Consider the following 19,188-nt stretch of genomic DNA (forward strand, 5'->3'; position numbering starts at 1 on the left):
GCTTGCTGGCGATAGCGGTCACGAAATCGCCATCGCCAGCAAGCCGGCTCCTACAGTGATTTGCGTGTAACCAATAAAAAAGGCGCGCCACCCGATGGGTGGCGCGCCTTTGTGTAAGGCGGGGGGACGGTTAGCTACCCGCCACCGTCATCCGCTCGATAAGCACCGAGCCCGTGCGAATGTTGCTGCGCAGTTCCAGGTCATTACCGACGGCGACGATCTGCTTGAACATGTCGCGCATGTTGCCGGCGATGGTCACTTCCTGCACTGCGAACTGGATCTCGCCGTTCTCGACCCAGTAACCCGCCGCACCACGGGAATAATCACCGGTGACCATGTTGAGGCCCTGCCCCATCAGCTCAGTTACCAGCAGACCACGCCCCATGCGCCGCAGCAAGGCAACCTGGTCTTCATCGCCATGGGTGACGAACAGGTTGTGCACGCCGCCAGCGTTGGCGGTGCTCGGCATGCCGAGTTTGCGACCCGAGTAAGTGCCGAGAATGTAGGACACCAACTCGCCTTTTTCGACGAACGGTTTTGCGTAAGTCGCCAGGCCATCGCCATCGAACCCGGCACTGCCCATGGCCCGCATCAGGTGCGGACGCTCGTCGATGGTCAGCCATTCCGGAAACAGCTTTTGCCCCAGCGTGCCTTCAAGGAACGACGATTTGCGGTACAGGCTGCCACCGGAAATGGCCGACAGGAAACTGCCGAACAAACCGCCCGCCAGCTCCGCCGAGAACAGGACCGGCACTTCGCAGGTCGGCACCGGACGCGCGCCCAGGCGGCTCGCAGCACGTTGAGCGGCACGCTGGCCGATGCTCACCGGGTCGGCCAGCAAGTTGCCCTGACGGTTTACGTCATACCAGTAATCGCGCTGCATCTGGCCGTCGGCTTCGGCAATCATCACGCAGCTCAGGCTGTGGCGCGTCGACGCATACCCGCCGACAAAACCGTGACTGTTGCCATAGACCCGGCAACCCTGATGCGTGCTCAAGGTGGTGCCATCGGCATTCTTGATTCGGCTGTCGGCGGCAAACGCGGCGGCTTCACAGGTCAGTGCCTGCTCGATCGCCTGCTCTGGCGTGATATCCCATTCATGGAACAGGTCGTAATCCTGCACGTCCCTGGCCATCAGCGCAGCATCCGCCAGACCCGACGCTTCATCTTCCGAGGTGTGCTTGGCGATGGCCAGTGCCGCGGCGACGGTTTCGCGAATGGCGTCCGGGCCACTGGCCGACGTGCTCGCCGAGCCCTTGCGCTGACCCACATACAAGGTGATGCCAAAGCCCTGATCGCGGTTGAATTCGACAGTTTCGACTTCGCGCTGGCGAACCGTGGTCGACAGGCCCTGCTCCAGGGACACCGCCACTTCACAGGCGCTCGCGCCCTGGCGCTTGGCTTCAGCGATGATCTGCTCGACTTGTTCTTGCAGTGCCGGCAACGCTTGTGGGCCGACGCTTTCAACTGCACTCATGCTGTTCTCCACTCAAATTCTGCTTTCGGTAACGGTCATCGAGCGACCGGGCCGGACAAGCGGCCCCCGACTGGTTATCATGGCGGCGTTTCTTTGCGGACGGCCACCATGGTTGATTCTTACGACGACTCCCTCGATACGGGAGAAAAAAGCAAATCCCAGGTTAAACGCGAGCTGCATGCTCTGGTTGACCTCGGCGAGCGCCTTACAACACTCAAGCCTGACTTGCTGGCTAAACTGCCGTTGACCGACGCTATGCGCCGGGCTCTGGCCGATGCGCCCAAGCACACCGCGAATATCGCGCGTAAACGGCACCTTCAGTTCATCGGCAAACTGATGCGCGATCAGGACACTGACGCCATTCTGGTTTTGCTCGATCAACTCGATGCCTCCACTCGCCAGTACAACGAACGCTTCCATAACCTGGAGCGTTGGCGCGATCGCCTGATTGCCGGCGACGATGCCGTACTGGAAAAATTCGTCGTCGACTACCCGGACGCGGACCGCCAGCAACTGCGCTCCCTGATCCGTCAGGCCCAGCACGAGGTTGCGCAAAACAAACCTCCTGCTTCCAGCCGTAAAATCTTCAAGTACATCCGTGAGCTGGACGAGACTCAACGCGGTCTGCGCTAAGTCTCGCCCCCTGTAGGCGCTGCCGCAGGCTGCGATCTTTTGACTTTGGATTTTCAAAAGAAAGATCAAAAGATCGCAGCCTGCGGCAGCTCCTACAGGGGGATGTTTCCATCCCTATGCGCCCGTGCCACCCACGGTGATCGCATCAATCTTCAGCGTTGGCTGGCCGACACCCACCGGCACCGACTGCCCATCCTTGCCACACGTCCCCACACCGCTGTCCAGCGCCAGATCGTTGCCGACCATCGACACTTTGCTCATGGCTTCCGGACCGTTGCCGATCAGCGTCGCGCCTTTGACCGGCGCAGTAATCTTGCCGTCTTCGATCAGGTACGCCTCGCTGGTGGAGAACACAAACTTGCCGCTGGTGATGTCCACCTGACCGCCGCCGAGGTTGGCGCAGTAGATACCGCGCTTCACCGAAGCAATGATTTCTGCTGGATCGCTTTCACCGCCAAGCATGTAAGTGTTGGTCATACGCGGCATTGGCAGGTGCGCGTAGGATTCGCGACGACCGTTACCGGTACGCGCCACACCCATCAGGCGGGCGTTGAGCTTGTCCTGCATGTAGCCTTTGAGTACGCCGTTTTCGATCAGCGTGGTGCACTCGGTCGGGGTGCCTTCGTCGTCAACGCTCAAAGAACCACGACGACCGGCCAGAGTGCCATCATCGACAATGGTGCAGAGCTTGGACGCGACCATCTCGCCCATGCGTCCGCTGTAAGCCGAACTGCCCTTGCGGTTGAAGTCGCCTTCCAGACCGTGGCCGACCGCTTCGTGCAACAGCACGCCGGACCAACCGGAACCGAGTACCACCGGCAACGTACCGGCCGGCGCCGGAATGGCTTCGAGGTTGACCAGTGCCTGACGCAGCGCCTCACGGGCATAGCTCATGGCACGGTCTTCAGCGAGGAAATAACGGTAATCGGTACGACCGCCACCGCCATGGCCACCGCGTTCGCGACGGCCATTCTGCTCGACGATCACGCTGACGTTGAAGCGCACCAGCGGGCGCACGTCCGCCGCCAGACCACCATCGGTGGATGCCACCAGAATCCGTTCCCAGACACCGGCCATGCTCACGGTGACTTGCTGGATACGCGGATCCAGGGCGCGTGTGGCAGCATCAATGCGCTTGAGCAAATCGACTTTCTCGGCGCGGGTCAGCACTTCGAGTGGGTTGTCCGGCCCGTACAACTGCGCCACATCCTGAGTGGTGAACGCTTGCACGGTGCCGTTCTGTCCGGCGCGGGAGATCGAACGCGCGGCACGGGCCGCTGCGCCCAAGGCTTCCAGGGTGATGGCATTGCTGTAGGCGAAACCGGTCTTCTCACCGGATTGCGCGCGAACGCCCACCCCTTGGTCGAGGTTGAAGCTGCCTTCCTTGACGATGCCGTCTTCCAGCGCCCAGGACTCGGAAATCTGCCCCTGGAAATACAGGTCGGCGGCATCGATGCCCGGGCCGGCCAGATCGCCGAGCACACCTTGCAGGCTCTCGATCGTTACGCCGCCAGGCGCCAGGAGGTGTTCACTGACTGAGGACAACAACTCGCTCATATGCTTTACGCCTTAAATTCATCGTTCTGATGCAGGTCGCTGGGCGCCCTGCGAGAAAAAGCGCCGGTGAGTGGACACCGGCATCCGCGCCCGGATGGACGCCTGTTCGCTGCTGTCTACTTCGGCCAGCAGCACGGCCTCGCCTTGATCCTGTTGCGCCAGCACCCGGCCCCACGGGTCGATGATTGCCGCATGGCCCCAGGTTTCCCGGGGGCCCGGATGGATCCCGCCCTGGGCGGCTGCAAGCACATAACATTGTGTCTCGATGGCTCGCGCGCGAATCAGCACATCCCAGTGCGCCGCGCCGGTCACCGCGGTAAAGGCCGACGGCGCGGTAATCAGCTGCGCACCGGCAGCACGCAATTCGCTGTACAGCTCCGGGAAGCGCAGGTCATAACAAACCGTCAGCCCGACCCGGCCAACCGGCGTGTCCGCAACCACGACGCCACTGCCATAAGCATAGTCATCGGATTCGCGATAACGCCCGCGATTGTCGGCCACGTCCACGTCGAACAGGTGCAGCTTGTCGTAACGCGCCACCGTTTCGCCGCGATCATCGACCAGCAACGAGCAGGCATGCACCTTGGCCGTCGGTTGACCAACCGGCGGCAACGGCAACGTGCCGGCCACTATCCATAACTTGAGGTCGCGTGCGGTCTGTTTCAACCAGGGCAGAATCGGGCCTTCGCCCAGTGCTTCGGCGCGGCCGATGTCGGCGACATCACGCCGGCCCATGGCGGCGAAGTTTTCCGGCAGCACGGCAAGCTTCGCTCCACCCGCCGCCGCCTGCTCAAGCAAGCGTCGGGCCTGGGCCAGATTGGCCAGCACATCGCTCTGGCTGACCATTTGAATCACCGCTACAGACATAGCCTTTTCCTGATCGGATCAACGCATAACTGTAGGAGCTGCCGCAGGCTCGGGCCGCGTTCGGACGATCTTTTGATCTTGTTTAAAAACCCAAAAGATCGCAGCCTGCGGCAGCTCCTACAAGGGAGTTACGGTCATGCTACTCCATGGCTTTTCAAAAAGGTTTGTCGTAAGTGATTTGCGGTTCTTTCCAAGGTCCCTTGACGGTGTACTTCACGCTGGCGAAACGGGACACGCGGTCACCGATCAGCTTGTCGATCAGGAACAGCGCCCCGCCAACGGCCGGCGCGCCGACGATCAGTGCGGCAATCGGCAGGTTGTTGGTCACCGGCAAGGTCACCAGCAGTTTCGCGTCAATCTGATCGGCCACCATGTTCAGGGTGCCGTCGAGTTCGATGGTGCTCGACGGGCCTGTCAGGCGGATCGGTTCACGGGTGACATAGACGCCGTTGTTGGCTACCAGCAGGCCTTTGACCCGGTCATAGCTCAGGCCTTTGCCGAACAGGTCGGAGAAGTCCAGGCGCAAGCGGCGGCCAATGGAGTTGAAGTTGAGCAGGCCGAACACACGCAAGGCCTGGGCACTGCCTTCTACCTCGACAAACTGGCCTTCGTTGAGCGACGCATCCAGGGTGCCCGAGAAACGCTTGGTAGCCAGCCATGCCGGCGATCCCGGCCAGCGCCCATCGACATCCATATGGAACTCCCGGCTGGTGACACTCGGCGCAAAACCCCATCCCTTGAGCACATCCGCGAGGTTCTTGCCGCTGACCCGGCCCTTGAAGAAGCTCGTGCTGGAACCGGGTACGCCTTCCCAGCCACCACTGCCCTGCAACAAAATGCCCTTCAGGCCCATGTCCAGCGAATTGAAGGCAATCCCTTTAGCCGTCGGTCGAATCTTCAATGACCAGGCGCCGACCAGGTCATTACCCTGGTACAGCTGATTGATGGTGATATCCAACGCAGGAATCTTTGTCGGGTCCACCGAGGCCAAAGGATCCGGAGTGTTTTCGTCGGCCAGGACTTTGGGGTCAGGAGCCGGCAGACGCACGGTTTGCAGATTGATCACCATCGGCGCGGCTTTCGCATCAGGGATGCTGGCGTTGCCTTTAACCTGCTGACTGTCGAGTTGCAAGGCCCAGGCGGACGGTTTGCGTGTCAACTGCACCGATGCCTGATCCAGCGTGGTGCCAAAAGCTTTGAGTTTGCCGACCTTGACGTCCACACCACTGAGCAACTGCTTGGCACTGCCGCCCGGATCCTGCCCGGCATATTTGCTCATCAGCTCCTGCCACGGTCCGACATCCAGCTCCGAGAGTTCGCCGCGTACCCGCAGGCCTTTGGTATCCGGCAACATGGCATTGCCGCTGCCCAGGAACAGCTCACCACGACCGCCGGCAAAATTGTCCTTTGGCGCGGCAAATGTGAAATTCGCCAACTCGCCGTAGTTCACCCAGTAGCGCCGCTCCGGTCCCTGCAAGGTCATGCGGAACGTCGTATCACGCCCCGCATCCGCCGCGATCCCGAAAGGCGCCGGCAAATCAATCGCAACGCCTCTGAGATTGGAGTTGACCATCAACTGGCTGTCGGCGCCGTCCAGGGTCAGTTGCAGTTGATACGGGATCAAACCGCTCACCGGCAGCGGCTGGGTCACGCTCAGCCAGTCAGTGAGCTTCTTGACTTCGACCTGCCCCGAAGCGGTGACCCGGGTATTGAGCTTGCCCTCGCGCCCCTCGGCAAAAATCTGCGCCGTCACCGGTTTATCGAAGGCTCGCGCGCTGATGTTCTGACCACTCAACCCTTTGCTGCTGTCGAAACGGAAATCACCTTTGAGCTGCGTTAGTTCAAGCGGAGGCTCAGGCAGTTTCAAACGGGCCTTTGCCGTTTTGAAGTCGACCAGGATCTTCGGCTGCTCGCCTTTGGCCAGCGGGATGTCCAGCTTCAGTTTGCCTTGCAGATCACCCTCGCCTTCCCAGCCGGCAAACGTTTCGGCCGTGCCGATCGGCGCTTCCTTGAGAATTTTCAGGCCATCGCCCAAACCGCCAGCGAACGCGCCATCGAGAAACAGATGACTGTTCTGCCCAGCAGGCACGTGGGGGATATTGACGTAAATATCGCGGACCTGGGTATCGAGCAACTGCCCCTGACTTGCCAGAATCCGCACGCCGCTGTCCTCAACGAACACATCACCGGTGACCTTGCTGACATGCGGCCAGCCAGGCTGGAACGCCAGCTCGGCATCGTGAACCTTGAAAAACAGGCTGATGCTGCGGGCGGTCTCAGCCGCGCCGTGGTTCAAGGAACCTTGGTATTGGAAGAACCCTTGATCCACCGCACCTTTGAGAATCGCCGTGCGCAGCCATTCATCCAGCCCCGGGCTGAGCATCGTCGGCAGGTACTTGGCGGTGTAGCGACCGTCACCGTCAACCAGGCCGACCCGCAGGTCCATGTAGTCTTCCTGGGACTCATCGAAAAACAGGCGGATCAGGAAGTCGCCGGCGATCTTGCCTTCCTCGCCCAACACCTTCAGGTACGGCGCGATCAGGGTGAAGGCTTGTTTATCGAGCTTCCAGGTCAATGTTGCGTTGGCCTGAATGTATTGCCATGGCTTGGCGAATATCGGGTCCAGGTGCAGCATGAAATCCTTGCTGTCCATGCGCAATTCGCCATGGCCCAGGTCGCCGCTGATGCTGCCTGTGACATTGCGCGCCGCCGGAGCGCCGTGATAGGCATCAAAACCGACCCGGTCGAGGTTAGCGGCAAAGCTGAACTTGCTGTCGTCGGTGGCATTGGGCCGCACGTCGATCAACACGTTACGCAGGCCGCCGATGACCTTCAGTTTCTCGACGGTCTTGGCGAAACCCTCAGGCAATGGCGCCAGAGCATTGAGCACGGGTGTCAGCGGTGTGAGGTCGAGGCGGTCGGCTTGCAGATGCCAGAGTTCTTCGGACTTGTCCGAGGCAGCGGTTTGCCTGAGTTGCAGGCGCGATTCCCAGCGTGTTTCACCAAGGTTCATGGCCAGCGAGTCGACTGTTACCAACATTCCCTCGGCGCTGCGCTGGAAATAGCCGTTGAGCGCCAGATTGTTGATCTGGATCGGCTTGCGCTCGGAATAGGCACCCTTGAGTTGCGGCGCATTCAACCGCACGGCTGCGCTCTGCAAGGCGCCCTTGCCCCAGGTTGCCCACAACTCGCCCCCGGCCTTGATCTCGGCGAAATTCCATTGCTGGGTCAGGGTTTCAGGCAGCCATTTCGACCAGTCGCTTTGCGGCAGACTCACATAAACATCCGCTTCGCCCTCTTTCCATTGGCTGGCGCGAATACGGCTACGCAGGCTCACAGACAATGGCTGGCCATCGGGCAGGGTCAAGCGCGCATCGAGTCGCTGACGGGAAGGACCGGTCTTCAGATTCAGGCCGACGTACGTCAAGGTCAGCGGCGATTCGCCCCACGGCTGCAACGTGATCTGGCTGTCGAGTACCGACAACTGTTGAATCATTTGCATGCGATTGAGCAACTGCTCCGGGTCGAGGGGCTGATCGTCCTTTACCGGCAAGCCTTCCAGTGCCCAATTACCATCATCGCCTTGTTTCAGGCTGATCTTCAGACCATTGAGTTCCAGATGGGCAATGCGTACTTCACGTGCCAGCAGACTGTCCCAAAGGTCCGGTACCGCGCGTACTTTTTCCAGGTGCAGCGCGTTGGCACCCTCGCCGACCGTCACGTCGTGCGCCGACAAAATGGGCGCAAAGCCACTCCAGTCGCCTTTCAACTCGCCGATTTGCAGCGGCATGCCCAAGGCCTCGCTGGCCTTGGTTTCGATTTCGCCGCGATACTCCGCCACCAACGGCGCCAGTTCCCGGCCAAGGCTGACGTACAACGCCATCAACACCAAAACCAACGCGCACAGGCCCAGACCCCAACGGGTCAGCGCGGCCAAAATGCGTGTCAGACGGTCCATGTCAGTTGGCTCCCATGGCAAAAGTGTTGCAAAAAGCTGAGGCCAGCCGTTCAGGAAAAGTTGAAACCCAGCGAATCAGAGCAACACCACGTCGTATTGTTCCTGGGAATACATGGTTTCCACCTGGAACCGAATGGTGCGCCCGATAAACCCTTCAAGTTCGGCGACGTTGCCCGACTCTTCATCGAGCAGACGGTCAACGACTTTCTGGTTCGCCAATACACGATAGCCTTCCGCCTGATAGGCGCGAGCCTCCCGAAGGATTTCGCGGAAGATTTCGTAGCAAACGGTTTCCGGCGTCTTCAACTTGCCGCGCCCCTGGCAGCTGCTGCACGGTTCGCACAGCACCTGTTCGAGACTTTCGCGGGTGCGCTTGCGCGTCATCTGCACCAGGCCCAACTCGGTGATGCCGATGATGTTGGTCTTGGCGTGATCGCGTTCCAGTTGCTTCTCAAGGGTGCGCAGTACCTGGCGCTGGTGCTCTTCATCTTCCATGTCGATGAAATCGATGATGATGATCCCGCCGAGATTGCGCAGGCGCAGCTGACGAGCAATCGCGGTCGCCGCTTCGAGGTTGGTCTTGAAGATGGTTTCTTCGAGATTGCGATGCCCGACGAACGCCCCGGTGTTGACGTCGATGGTGCTCATGGCTTCCGCCGGATCCACCACCAGGTAACCACCGGACTTCAGCGGGACTTTGCGTTCCAGGGCTTTCTGGATTTCGTCTTCGACGCCATACAGGTCGAAAATCGGCCGCTCGCCCGGGTAGTGCTCCAGACGATCGGCGATTTCCGGCATCAGCTCCGCGACGAACTGCGTGGTTTTCTGGAAGGTTTCCCGCGAATCGATGCGGATTTTCTCGATCTTCGGGCTCACCAGGTCACGCAAGGTGCGCAGCGCCAGACCGAGGTCTTCGTAGATCACGCTTGGCGCGCTGATGGTTTTGATTTGTTCGTTGATCTGATCCCAGAGCCGCCGCAGGTAGCGGATGTCCATGAGGATCTCATCGGCCCCGGCACCTTCAGCCGCGGTACGCAGGATGAAACCACCCGCCTCCTTGATGCCTTCTTTGGCGACGCAATCGGTGACCACCTGCTTGAGGCGCTCGCGCTCGGCTTCGTCTTCGATTTTCAGCGAAATGCCAACATGCGCGGTGCGCGGCATGTACACCAGATAGCGCGACGGGATCGACAGCTGCGTAGTCAGCCGCGCACCTTTGGAGCCGATCGGGTCCTTGGTGACCTGCACCACCAGGCTCTGGCCTTCGTGCACCAGCGCGCTGATGCTCTCCACCGCCGGGCCTTCGCGCAGGGAGATTTCCGAAGCATGGATGAACGCGGCGCGGTCCAGACCGATATCGACGAAAGCGGCCTGCATGCCGGGCAATACCCGCACGACCTTGCCTTTATAGATGTTGCCGACGATCCCGCGCTTTTGCGTGCGCTCGACGTGGACCTCTTGCAGGACACCGTTTTCAACCACCGCCACACGCGATTCCATCGGCGTGATGTTGATCAGGATCTCTTCACTCATGGCAGGGTCTCGTTCAGGCATGTTCACGATAATGGCCGCATCTCGTCAGTACGACGCTTAACGCGCGTTATGGGTTTGCCAACAGGGTATGCCGAAATGGCCGAGCAGTTCTGCGGTTTCGCACAGCGGCAGTCCAACCACCGCCGAGTAACTTCCATTGAGCCCGGCGACAAACACCGCACCCAGTCCTTGAATTCCATAACCACCCGCCTTGTCCTGCGGCTCGCCGCTGGCCCAGTAGGCGGCCGCCTCATCGCGACCGACAGGGCGAAAACGCACCAGACTGCGCACCACCCGTGACTCGCAGCGCTCGCCGTCAAGCACGGCAATGGCTGTCAGCACTTCATGTTCTTGTCCCGCCAACATCATAAGCATGGCGCAAGCATCAGCTTCATCAACCGGCTTGCCGAGAATTTTCCCGTTCAGCACTACGGCGGTGTCGGCGCCCAGCACGCAACATTCTGCGTCGGACACGACCGTACCGCGCCCGGCTTCGGCCTTGCCGCGCGCGAGGCGTTCGACATAGGCCGAGGGGGATTCATGCGATAGAGGGGTTTCATCGATGTCCGCACTGATCGCGGAGAACGGCACGCCGATCTGCGTGAGCAGTTCACGCCGACGCGGCGAGCCTGAAGCGAGGTAAAGCATTTTCATCAAGACATCTCCCTTGTCGTGGTGTGGGCAAATGCCTGACCGAATCAGTTGATTTTGTAGCGTCGACGCAATCCGCGCAAACCGAAGCTGATCCACGGCCAGAGCAAGGCACTGACCAGTGCCGGCAACACCAGTGCCAGCGTCGGCTGACGATTGCCGGTCAGGGCGCTGAGCCACAACTGAACCAGTTGCGCCAGACCGAAGATCACCAGGATCACCAGGCTCTGTTGCCACATCGGGAACATCCGCAGGCGTTGTTGCAATGCCAGCACGAGGTAGGTGATCAGCGTCAGGATCAAGGCGTTCTGGCCCAGCAACGTGCCGTAAAGCACATCTTCCGCCAGGCCCAGGCACCACGCGGTGACCATCCCGACCTTCTGTGGCAGGGCCAAGGCCCAGAATGCCAGCAGCAAGGCGAGCCACAGCGGGCGCAGGATTTCCATGAATTGCGGCAACGGCGAAACACTGAGCAACATGCCGACGGCGAATGTCAGCCAGACCATCCAGCCGTTTCGGGAGGCTTTGACACCGACCATTATTCTCGTCCCCCAGTATTAGCCGGCGCGGAGACAGGCGGTTTGGCAGCCGGTTTAACGGCAGCAGGTTGAGCGGCCGGTGGCTTGGCGGCTGCAGGTGCGGAGGCTGGCGGCTTGGCAGCGGCGGGATGTGTGGCAGCAGGCTTGGCCGGTGTGGCCGCAGCCGGTGTGCTTGCTGGAACCGCCGGGGCTGCCGGGGCTGCAACGGCCGCCGGGACGATGGCCGGTTTCGGCACGGTCGCCGGCATCATCGGCCCACCACCTTGCGCATCCAGACTCTCCTGAGCCTGGGCGGCATCGTTGGCGCGTTCTTCCGGAGTACGGGTGTCGCTGAATACCAGCAGCAGGTAACGGCTGCGGTTCAGTGCAGCAGTCGGTACGGCACGGACAATGGCAAACGGCTGGCCGGAGTCGTGAATCACTTCCTTGACCGTGGCCACCGGATAACCTGCAGGGAAACGCTGACCCAGGCCGGAACTGACCAGCAGATCACCCTCCTTGATGTCGGCAGTGTCCGCCACGTGACGCAATTCCAGGCGTTCCGGGTTGCCGGTGCCGCTGGCAATCGCCCGCAGGCCGTTGCGGTTGACCTGCACTGGAATGCTGTGGGTGGTATCGGTCAACAGCAGCACGCGCGAGGTGTACGGCATCAATTCGACCACCTGGCCCATCAGCCCGCGGGCATCAAGCACCGGCTGACCGAGAACCACACCGTCGCGCTCACCTTTGTTGATGATAATGCGATGGGTGAAGGGGTTGGGGTCCATGCCGATCAACTCGGCCACTTCGACCTTCTCGTTGACCAGGGCTGAAGAGTTGAGCAACTCGCGCAGCCGAACGTTCTGCTCGGTGAGGGCGGCAAGTTTTTGCATGCGGCCCTGCAACAGCAGGTTTTCAGTCTTGAGTTTTTCGTTTTCGGCGACGAGTTCGGTCCGGCTGCCAAACTGGCTGGCCACACCTTGCCATAGCCGCTGCGGCAGGTCGGTGATCCAGTACGACTGCATCAGCACCAGCGACATTTGGCTACGCACTGGCTTGAGCAGTGTGAAGCGGGCATCGACCACCATCAGCGCGACCGAAAGCACGACCAGCACCAACAAGCGCACGCCCAGTGAGGGACCCTTGGTGAAAAGCGGTTTAATAAGCCGCTCCTCCCAGGCAAATGTTCTCTTTATTCATACGGCATCAAACCGGCCTGGATGCAGACGACAGAAGATAAACGCGAACAGGCAGCACTGCAAAGTGCCGCCTGCGCGCTCAACAGCATAGAGGCAATCCGGCGACTTATTCGCTGGAGAGCAGGTCCATGGTGTGTTTATCCATCATTTCCAGAGCACGGCCACCGCCGCGAGCAACGCAGGTCAACGGGTCTTCGGCGACGATCACCGGCAGGCCGGTTTCCTGGGCCAGCAACTTGTCGAGGTCACGCAGCAAGGCGCCACCACCGGTCAGCACCAGGCCACGTTCGGCGATGTCGGAAGCCAGTTCCGGAGGCGATTGCTCCAGGGCGCTCTTCACGGCCTGAACGATGGTAGCCAGGGACTCTTGCAGAGCTTCCAGCACTTCGTTGGAGTTCAGGGTGAATGCGCGTGGAACGCCTTCGGCCAGGTTACGGCCACGAACGTCGACTTCACGAACTTCGCCGCCCGGGTAGGCTGTACCGATTTCCTGCTTGATGCGCTCTGCAGTCGACTCGCCGATCAGGCTGCCGTAGTTGCGACGCACGTAGGTGATGATCGCTTCGTCGAAGCGGTCGCCGCCAACCCGTACGGATTCGGCGTAAACCACACCGTTCAGGGAGATCAGCGCGATTTCGGTGGTACCGCCACCGATATCCACAACCATCGAGCCGCGAGCTTCTTCAACCGGCAGGCCAGCACCGATCGCAGCGGCCATCGGCTCTTCGATCAGGAATACTTCACGGGCACCGGCACCGAGGGCCGATTCACGGATGGCACGACGCTCAACCTGGGTGGATTTGCACGGAACGCAGATCAACACGCGAGGGCTAGGCTGCAGGAAGCTATTTTCGTGAACCTTGTTGATGAAGTACTGCAGCATCTTTTCGCAGACGCTGAAGTCGGCAATCACGCCGTCCTTCATCGGACGAATGGCAGCAATGTTGCCCGGCGTTCGGCCCAACATGCGCTTCGCTTCGGTGCCGACAGCGACGACACTTTTCTGGTTACCGTGTGTCCGAATGGCCACAACGGAGGGCTCATTCAGGACGATACCGCGCTCGCGCACGTAAATAAGGGTGTTGGCAGTGCCCAGGTCAATGGAAAGATCGCTGGAAAACATGCCACGCAGTTTCTTGAACATGGGAAAGGGACCCTAGGCAACGCGTGGGTAAAAAAGTGCGGCAAACTCTAACAACGACAGGGATTTTGGGCAAGGCGCCAATATGTTAAATTGGCCGCTTTTCTGTGCACCAAGCCCCACAATCGCGGCCTTATGACCGTAGAAGTGCGGTAGTGTTCCGACAATCTAACACACGGACGCCGTCCGTTCTGTTTTCCACTGGAGAATCCCAATGGCGCTTGAACGCTCCGACGTGGAAAAAATCGCTCATCTGGCCTGTCTTGGCCTCAATGATGCCGATCTTCCACACATCACTTCGGCCCTCAACAGCATTCTCGGGCTGGTCGACGAAATGCAGGCGGTCAATACCGACGGTATCGAGCCGCTCGCCCACCCACTGGAAGCCAGCCAGCGCCTGCGTGCAGACGTCGTGACCGAGACCAATCACCGCGAGGCTTACCAGTCCATCGCACCAGCGGTCGAAAACGGCCTGTACCTGGTTCCGAAAGTCATCGACTAAAGGGAAAGAGCCTGCAATGCATCAATTGACTCTGGCCGAGATCGCCCGCGGACTCGCCGATAAAAAGTTTTCCTCCGAAGAGCTGACCAAAGTCCTGCTGGCGCGCATCGCCCAGCTCGATCCACAGCTCAACAGTTTCATCAGCCTCACCGAAGACCTGGCGCTGTCGCAGGCGAAAGCCGCTGACGCCCGCCGGGCCAATGGTGAGAGCGGCGCCCTGCTCGGCGCGCCGATCGCCCACAAAGACCTGTTCTGCACCCAGGGCATTCGCACCAGCTGCGGCTCGAAGATGCTCGACAACTTCAAGGCTCCGTACGACGCCACCGTCGTCGCCAAGCTGGCTGCTGCCGGCGCCGTGACCCTGGGCAAGACCAACATGGACGAATTCGCCATGGGTTCGGCCAACGAGTCGAGCTACTACGGCGCGGTGAAAAACCCGTGGAACCTGGAACACGTCCCGGGCGGTTCGTCCGGCGGTTCGGCGGCAGCCGTTGCCGCTCGTCTGTTGCCTGCCGCTACCGGCACCGACACCGGCGGCTCCATTCGTCAGCCCGCTGCGTTGACCAACCTGACTGGCCTGAAACCGACGTACGGTCGTGTTTCGCGCTGGGGCATGATTGCCTACGCCTCCAGCCTCGATCAGGGCGGACCGATGGCACGCACCGCCGAAGACTGCGCGATTTTGTTGCAAGGTATGGCCGGCTTCGATCCGAACGACTCCACCAGCATCGATGAGCCCGTGCCGGACTACAGCGCCAGCCTCAACGGCTCGCTGCAAGGCCTGCGCATCGGCGTGCCGAAAGAGTATTTCAGCGCCGGTCTCGACCCGCGCATCGCCGAGCTGATCCACAACAGCGTCAAGGAGCTGGAAAAGCTCGGCGCCGTGGTCAAGGAAATCAGCCTGCCAAACATGCAGCACGCGATCCCTGCGTACTACGTGATCGCCCCGGCGGAAGCCTCGTCCAACCTGTCGCGTTTTGACGGCGTGCGTTTCGGCTACCGCTGCGAAAACCCGGTCAACCTGATCGACCTGTACAAGCGCTCCCGTGGCGAAGGCTTCGGCCCGGAAGTGCAGCGCCGGATCATGGTCGGTGCCTACGCGCTGTCCGCCGGTTACTACGACGCCTACTACCTGAAGGCGCAGAAGATCCGTCGCTTGATCAAGAACGACTTCATGGCGGCCTTCAACGAGGTCGACATCATCCTCGGCCCAACCACGCCGAACCCGGCCTGGAAGCTCGGCGCCAAGAACAGCGACCCGGTCGCCGCGTACCTGGAAGACGTCTACACCATCACCGCCAACCTCGCGGGCCTGCCAGGTCTGTCGATGCCGGCCGGTTTTGTCGATGGTCTGCCGGTCGGCGTGCAATTGCTCGCTCCGTATTTCCAGGAAGGCCGCTTGCTCAACGTTGCGCACCAGTATCAGTTACACACTGACTGGCACACTCGCACCCCAACCGGCTTCTGAGGAGACACACATGCAATGGGAAGTCGTGATCGGGCTGGAGATTCATACCCAGCTCACCACCCGGTCGAAAATCTTTTCCGGTAGTTCCACCACCTTCGGTTCCGAGCCGAACACCCAGGCCAGCCTGATCGACCTGGGCATGCCCGGCGTATTGCCGGTGCTGAACCAGGAAGCGGTGCGCATGGCGGTGATGTTCGGTCTGGCGATTGACGCCGAGATCGGCCAGCACAACGTGTTCGCCCGCAAAAACTACTTCTACCCGGACCTGCCCAAGGGCTACCAGATCAGCCAGATGGAATTGCCGATCGTCGGCAAGGGCCACCTGGACATCGCCCTCGAGGACGGCACGGTCAAACGTGTCGGCATCACCCGCGCGCACCTGGAAGAAGACGCCGGCAAAAGCCTGCACGAAGAGTTCAACGGTGCCAGCGGCATCGACCTGAACCGTGCCGGCACGCCGTTGCTGGAAATCGTTTCCGAGCCGGACATGCGCAGTGCCAAGGAAGCCGTGGCTTACGTCAAGGCGATCCATGCGCTGGTGCGTTACCTGGGGATTTGCGACGGCAACATGGCCGAAGGTTCGCTGCGTTGCGACTGCAACGTTTCGATCCGTCCAAAAGGCCAGGTCGAGTTCGGCACCCGCTGCGAGATCAAGAACGTCAACTCGTTCCGCTTCATCGAGAAGGCGATCAACAGCGAAATCCAGCGCCAGATCGAACTGATCGAAGACGGCGGCAAGGTGATCCAGCAGACTCGCCTGTACGATCCGAACAAGGACGAAACCCGTCCGATGCGCAGCAAAGAGGAAGCCAACGACTACCGTTACTTCCCCGATCCGGACCTGCTGCCGGTGGTCATCGAGAACTCGTTCCTCGACGACGTACGCGCCACCCTGCCGGAGTTACCGCCGCAGAAACGCGAGCGCTTCCAGGAGCAGTTCGGTCTTTCGGTCTACGACGCCAGCGTTTTGGCCACCAGCCGCGAACAAGCCGATTACTTCGAGAAAGTCGCGAGCATCGGCGGCGACGCCAAACTGGCGGCGAACTGGGTGATGGTCGAGTTGGGCAGCTTGCTCAACAAGCAAGGCCTGGACATCGAAGAGTCGCCGGTATCCGCCGAGCAACTGGGCGGCATGCTGCAGCGCATCAAGGACAACACCATCTCCGGCAAGATCGCCAAGGTGGTGTTTGAAGCGATGGCCAACGGCGAAGGCAGTGCAGACGAAATCATCGACAAGCGCGGCCTCAAGCAAGTAACCGACACCGGCGCCATCTCGGCGGTGCTGGATGAAATGCTTGCGGCGAACGCCGAGCAGGTCGAGCAATACCGCGCGGCAGACGAAGCCAAGCGCGGCAAGATGTTCGGCTTCTTCGTCGGCCAGGCCATGAAAGCCTCCAAAGGCAAGGCCAACCCGCAACAGGTCAACGAACTGCTGAAAAGCAAACTCGAAGGCTGATGAGAATGGAGCCAGCCCAACACACTGGCTCCATTCCCTGTGGCGAGAGAGCTCGCTCCCGCTGGTCTGCGAAGCAGACCCAAACAGGTCACCGCATTTTTTCAGAAAATGTGTTGTCTGAGTTTGCGACCGCTTCGCGGTCGAGCGGGAGCAAGCTCCCTCGCCACAATTTTTTGGGAGCCTTCCAATGAAACGTCTACTCGGCGCCTGCGCCCTGCTCTCACTGCTCTCACTGCTCGCCGGTTGCGCCAGCACCGATACCGTCGACCCGCACGGCTACGACAAGACCGGCGTTGCTTCCTATTACGGCGCCAAACACCAAGGTAAACGCACCGCCAGTGGCGAGCGTTTCAACAAGAATTCCATGACCGCCGCCCACCGCCAGCTACCCTTCGGTACACGGGTAAAGGTCACCAACCTGAACAACGACAAATCCTGCGTGGTCCGCATCAACGATCGTGGACCGCACACCCGTGGACGCCTGATCGACCTGTCCCATGAAGCCGCCGAACGGCTGGGCATGCTCAAGAGCGGCACCGCACGGGTTCGCGTGCAAGCCCTCGACTGACAGACGGAGCCCCGACCATTCTCGGACTAGCCGATATACCCCTGATCAACGTGATCGAATTGCTCGCCGGGCTGGTGCTGCTGATCGTTGGTGCCGAACTGATGGTACGCGCCGCTGTGCGCCTGGCCGCACGCCTGCATGTTCGACCCTTGATCATCGGCCTGACCATCGTTGCCCTCGGCAGCAGCGCACCGCAAATGGCCGTCAGCCTGCAAGCCACACTGGCGCACAACGCCGACATCGCCGTCGGCAGCGTGATCGGCAGCAGCATCTTCAACATCCTCGTGACCCTCGGGTTGTCGGCACTGATCATCCCCCTGCGGGTATCACGGCAACTGGTGCGCCTGGATATTCCGCTGATGATCGGCGCCAGCCTGCTGGTGTTCATCCTGGCCTGGAATGAAGAGCTGACCCGCGCCGATGGCGTGATCCTGCTGACGGCACTGCTGCTGTATCTGGGCCTGTTGCTGCGCCAGTCACGGCATTCAGCGCGTCCGCAGTCGAGTCATGAGCCTCGGCATGCGCCATGGTTGAAAAGCCTGCTGATGATCGTCGCCGGCCTGGCGATGCTGGTGTATGCCGGGCATTTGCTGTTGGGCGCTGCGGTGGCGGTCGCGACCGACCTGGGGCTCTCCGAGCGGATCATCGGCCTGACCATCGTCGCCGTCAGCACGTCCCTGCCGGAACTCGCTACCTCGTTGATCGCTGCATTGCGCGGCGAACGGGAAATTGCCGTGGGCAACGTGATCGGTAGCAACCTCTTCAACCTGCTGGGCGTGCTGGGCATCACGGCGTTGATTGCACCGTCGCCATTGTCGGTTTCGCCCAATGCCCTGGATTTCGACCTGCCGGTGATGCTCGGCGTGGCCGTGCTGTGCCTGCCGATGTTTTATTCCGGCTATCGGGTGACACGCGCCGAAGGTCTGCTGTTTTTGGGTTTGTACCTGGCTTACGGGCTGCACGTGGTGTCGTTCACCACCGGCATGCCGCTGGCGGGCAAGCTTGAACACCTGATGCTGTTTTTCGTCCTGCCGGCGCTGGTTGCGTTCTTGCTGTTCACGTCGCTGCGCGCCTGGCGTCGCCAACACCACAAGAGGGAATTGCCATGACCGAGAATAAAAAATCCGGCGTTGAAGTACGTCGCCAAGTGATGGGCGACGCCTTCGTCGACCGCGCGCTGGGTAACGCCACCGAGTTCACCCAGCCGTTGCAGGATTTCGTTAATGATCACGCCTGGGGCAGCGTCTGGAGCCGCGAAGGTCTGCCGCTGAAAACCCGCAGCCTGATCACGCTGGCCGCGCTGACAGCGTTGAAGTGCCCGCAGGAATTGAAAGGCCACGTACGCGGCGCGCTGAATAACGGTTGCACTGTGGAAGAGATTCGCGAAGCGCTGCTGCATTGCGCGGTGTATGCGGGCGTGCCGGCGGCAATCGATGCGTTTCGGGCGGCGCAGGAAGTGATTGATACTTATCAGCGACCAGCGTGAGTCATTGAAATTCGGGTTGCCTGATCAGGCGCCATCGCGGGCAAGCCCGCTTGTATGTTTAGACTTGAAGGGGTGGGCGGGACTAAAAGCTCGATTCCGACTCTAGCCAGTACGGACCGTGGGAGACTTCTCGTCCCGCCCTTTCTACCCGAAGCGCCGATAAGGAATTCATCG

The 19,188-nt window shown here is 60.7% G+C and carries 16 protein-coding genes; 7 read left to right on the plus strand and 9 right to left on the minus strand.

The genetic code is table 11. The features are described 5' to 3' along the window. Nucleotides 1–130: 130 nt before the first annotated feature. Nucleotides 131–1,477, minus strand: coding sequence for a metalloprotease PmbA (pmbA, locus tag KGB21_RS28575; protein ID WP_034148277.1), 1,347 nt, complete (start codon nt 1,475–1,477; stop codon nt 131–133). Nucleotides 1,478–1,585: 108 nt separating this feature from the next. Between pmbA and yjgA the strand changes: the two genes are divergently transcribed. Next, entirely contained in the window at nt 1,586–2,110 is a 525-nt protein-coding gene (yjgA, locus tag KGB21_RS28580) for a ribosome biogenesis factor YjgA (protein ID WP_034148278.1), read from the plus strand. Nucleotides 2,111–2,224: 114 nt separating this feature from the next. Here the strand turns inward: yjgA and tldD are convergent, their stop codons facing one another. The 8 genes from tldD to mreB form a co-directional block, all read right to left on the minus strand. Then, nucleotides 2,225–3,667, minus strand: a complete 1,443-nt coding sequence (gene tldD / locus KGB21_RS28585) for a metalloprotease TldD (protein ID WP_034148279.1) — start codon at nt 3,665–3,667, stop codon at nt 2,225–2,227. Between the two features lie 18 nt (nt 3,668–3,685). Further along, the gene (locus KGB21_RS28590; protein WP_223507473.1) at nt 3,686–4,534 is read right to left on the minus strand and encodes a carbon-nitrogen hydrolase family protein; all 849 of its coding nucleotides are present in this window, start codon (nt 4,532–4,534) and stop codon (nt 3,686–3,688) included. Nucleotides 4,535–4,688: 154 nt separating this feature from the next. After that, nucleotides 4,689–8,492: a YhdP family protein gene (locus tag KGB21_RS28595; protein WP_223507474.1), complete on the minus strand. Its 3,804-nt coding sequence runs from the start codon at nt 8,490–8,492 to the stop codon at nt 4,689–4,691. Nucleotides 8,493–8,567: 75 nt separating this feature from the next. After that, nucleotides 8,568–10,025 carry a ribonuclease G gene (rng, locus tag KGB21_RS28600; protein ID WP_008008603.1) on the minus strand — a complete coding sequence of 486 codons (1,458 nt, stop codon included), beginning with the start codon at nt 10,023–10,025 and terminating at the stop codon, nt 8,568–8,570. A 57-nt stretch (nt 10,026–10,082) separates the two neighbouring features. Beyond that, nucleotides 10,083–10,679 (minus strand): Maf family protein, encoded by a 597-nt coding sequence (locus tag KGB21_RS28605; protein WP_223507475.1) that lies wholly within the window; start codon nt 10,677–10,679, stop codon nt 10,083–10,085. A gap of 44 nt (nt 10,680–10,723) precedes the next feature. Then, the gene (gene mreD, locus KGB21_RS28610; RefSeq protein WP_034148283.1) at nt 10,724–11,215 is read right to left on the minus strand and encodes a rod shape-determining protein MreD; all 492 of its coding nucleotides are present in this window, start codon (nt 11,213–11,215) and stop codon (nt 10,724–10,726) included. After that, nucleotides 11,215–12,357: a rod shape-determining protein MreC gene (gene mreC / locus KGB21_RS28615; RefSeq protein WP_223507478.1), complete on the minus strand. Its 1,143-nt coding sequence runs from the start codon at nt 12,355–12,357 to the stop codon at nt 11,215–11,217. The genes mreD and mreC overlap by 1 nt, the downstream gene beginning before the upstream one ends. 142 nt (nt 12,358–12,499) lie before the next feature. Further along, nucleotides 12,500–13,537: a rod shape-determining protein MreB gene (gene mreB, locus KGB21_RS28620; protein WP_002555108.1), complete on the minus strand. Its 1,038-nt coding sequence runs from the start codon at nt 13,535–13,537 to the stop codon at nt 12,500–12,502. A gap of 211 nt (nt 13,538–13,748) precedes the next feature. On the opposite strand from mreB, the gene gatC reads away from it, so the two are divergent. The 6 genes from gatC (at nt 13,749) to KGB21_RS28650 (ending at nt 19,014) form a co-directional block, all read left to right on the plus strand. Beyond that, nucleotides 13,749–14,036 (plus strand): Asp-tRNA(Asn)/Glu-tRNA(Gln) amidotransferase subunit GatC, encoded by a 288-nt coding sequence (gatC, locus tag KGB21_RS28625; RefSeq protein WP_007901429.1) that lies wholly within the window; start codon nt 13,749–13,751, stop codon nt 14,034–14,036. A 16-nt stretch (nt 14,037–14,052) separates the two neighbouring features. Beyond that, a complete protein-coding gene (gatA, locus tag KGB21_RS28630) occupies nt 14,053–15,504 on the plus strand; it encodes an Asp-tRNA(Asn)/Glu-tRNA(Gln) amidotransferase subunit GatA (protein ID WP_034148285.1) in 1,452 nt (483 codons plus the stop codon). A gap of 10 nt (nt 15,505–15,514) precedes the next feature. After that, nucleotides 15,515–16,960: an Asp-tRNA(Asn)/Glu-tRNA(Gln) amidotransferase subunit GatB gene (gene gatB, locus KGB21_RS28635; protein WP_034148286.1), complete on the plus strand. Its 1,446-nt coding sequence runs from the start codon at nt 15,515–15,517 to the stop codon at nt 16,958–16,960. Between the two features lie 187 nt (nt 16,961–17,147). Next, nucleotides 17,148–17,528 carry a septal ring lytic transglycosylase RlpA family protein gene (locus KGB21_RS28640; protein ID WP_223507476.1) on the plus strand — a complete coding sequence of 127 codons (381 nt, stop codon included), beginning with the start codon at nt 17,148–17,150 and terminating at the stop codon, nt 17,526–17,528. 50 nt (nt 17,529–17,578) lie between these two features. Further along, nucleotides 17,579–18,637 (plus strand): calcium/sodium antiporter, encoded by a 1,059-nt coding sequence (locus KGB21_RS28645; RefSeq protein ID WP_034148288.1) that lies wholly within the window; start codon nt 17,579–17,581, stop codon nt 18,635–18,637. After that, nucleotides 18,634–19,014, plus strand: a complete 381-nt coding sequence (locus KGB21_RS28650; protein WP_223507477.1) for a carboxymuconolactone decarboxylase family protein — start codon at nt 18,634–18,636, stop codon at nt 19,012–19,014. The genes KGB21_RS28645 and KGB21_RS28650 overlap by 4 nt, the downstream gene beginning before the upstream one ends. Nucleotides 19,015–19,188 lie beyond the last annotated feature (174 nt).

It is taken from the genome of Pseudomonas sp. GL-RE-29 (assembly GCF_019947275.1).
In the GTDB taxonomy this organism is placed as follows: Bacteria; Pseudomonadota; Gammaproteobacteria; order Pseudomonadales; family Pseudomonadaceae; genus Aquipseudomonas; species Aquipseudomonas fluorescens_A.

What these genes read in the sequence shown, in the direction of transcription:
- pmbA (WP_034148277.1), bottom strand. Translation starts at nt 1,477, where the DNA reads ATGAGTGCAGTTGAAAGCGTCGGCCCACAAGCGTTGCCGGCACTGCAA.
- yjgA (WP_034148278.1), top strand. Translation starts at nt 1,586, where the DNA reads ATGGTTGATTCTTACGACGACTCCCTCGATACGGGAGAAAAAAGCAAA.
- tldD (WP_034148279.1), bottom strand. Translation starts at nt 3,667, where the DNA reads ATGAGCGAGTTGTTGTCCTCAGTCAGTGAACACCTCCTGGCGCCTGGC.
- KGB21_RS28590 (WP_223507473.1), bottom strand. Translation starts at nt 4,534, where the DNA reads ATGTCTGTAGCGGTGATTCAAATGGTCAGCCAGAGCGATGTGCTGGCC.
- KGB21_RS28595 (WP_223507474.1), bottom strand. Translation starts at nt 8,492, where the DNA reads ATGGACCGTCTGACACGCATTTTGGCCGCGCTGACCCGTTGGGGTCTG.
- rng (WP_008008603.1), bottom strand. Translation starts at nt 10,025, where the DNA reads ATGAGTGAAGAGATCCTGATCAACATCACGCCGATGGAATCGCGTGTG.
- KGB21_RS28605 (WP_223507475.1), bottom strand. Translation starts at nt 10,679, where the DNA reads ATGAAAATGCTTTACCTCGCTTCAGGCTCGCCGCGTCGGCGTGAACTG.
- mreD (WP_034148283.1), bottom strand. Translation starts at nt 11,215, where the DNA reads ATGGTCGGTGTCAAAGCCTCCCGAAACGGCTGGATGGTCTGGCTGACA.
- mreB (WP_002555108.1), bottom strand. Translation starts at nt 13,537, where the DNA reads ATGTTCAAGAAACTGCGTGGCATGTTTTCCAGCGATCTTTCCATTGAC.
- gatC (WP_007901429.1), top strand. Translation starts at nt 13,749, where the DNA reads ATGGCGCTTGAACGCTCCGACGTGGAAAAAATCGCTCATCTGGCCTGT.
- gatA (WP_034148285.1), top strand. Translation starts at nt 14,053, where the DNA reads ATGCATCAATTGACTCTGGCCGAGATCGCCCGCGGACTCGCCGATAAA.
- gatB (WP_034148286.1), top strand. Translation starts at nt 15,515, where the DNA reads ATGCAATGGGAAGTCGTGATCGGGCTGGAGATTCATACCCAGCTCACC.
- KGB21_RS28640 (WP_223507476.1), top strand. Translation starts at nt 17,148, where the DNA reads ATGAAACGTCTACTCGGCGCCTGCGCCCTGCTCTCACTGCTCTCACTG.
- KGB21_RS28650 (WP_223507477.1), top strand. Translation starts at nt 18,634, where the DNA reads ATGACCGAGAATAAAAAATCCGGCGTTGAAGTACGTCGCCAAGTGATG.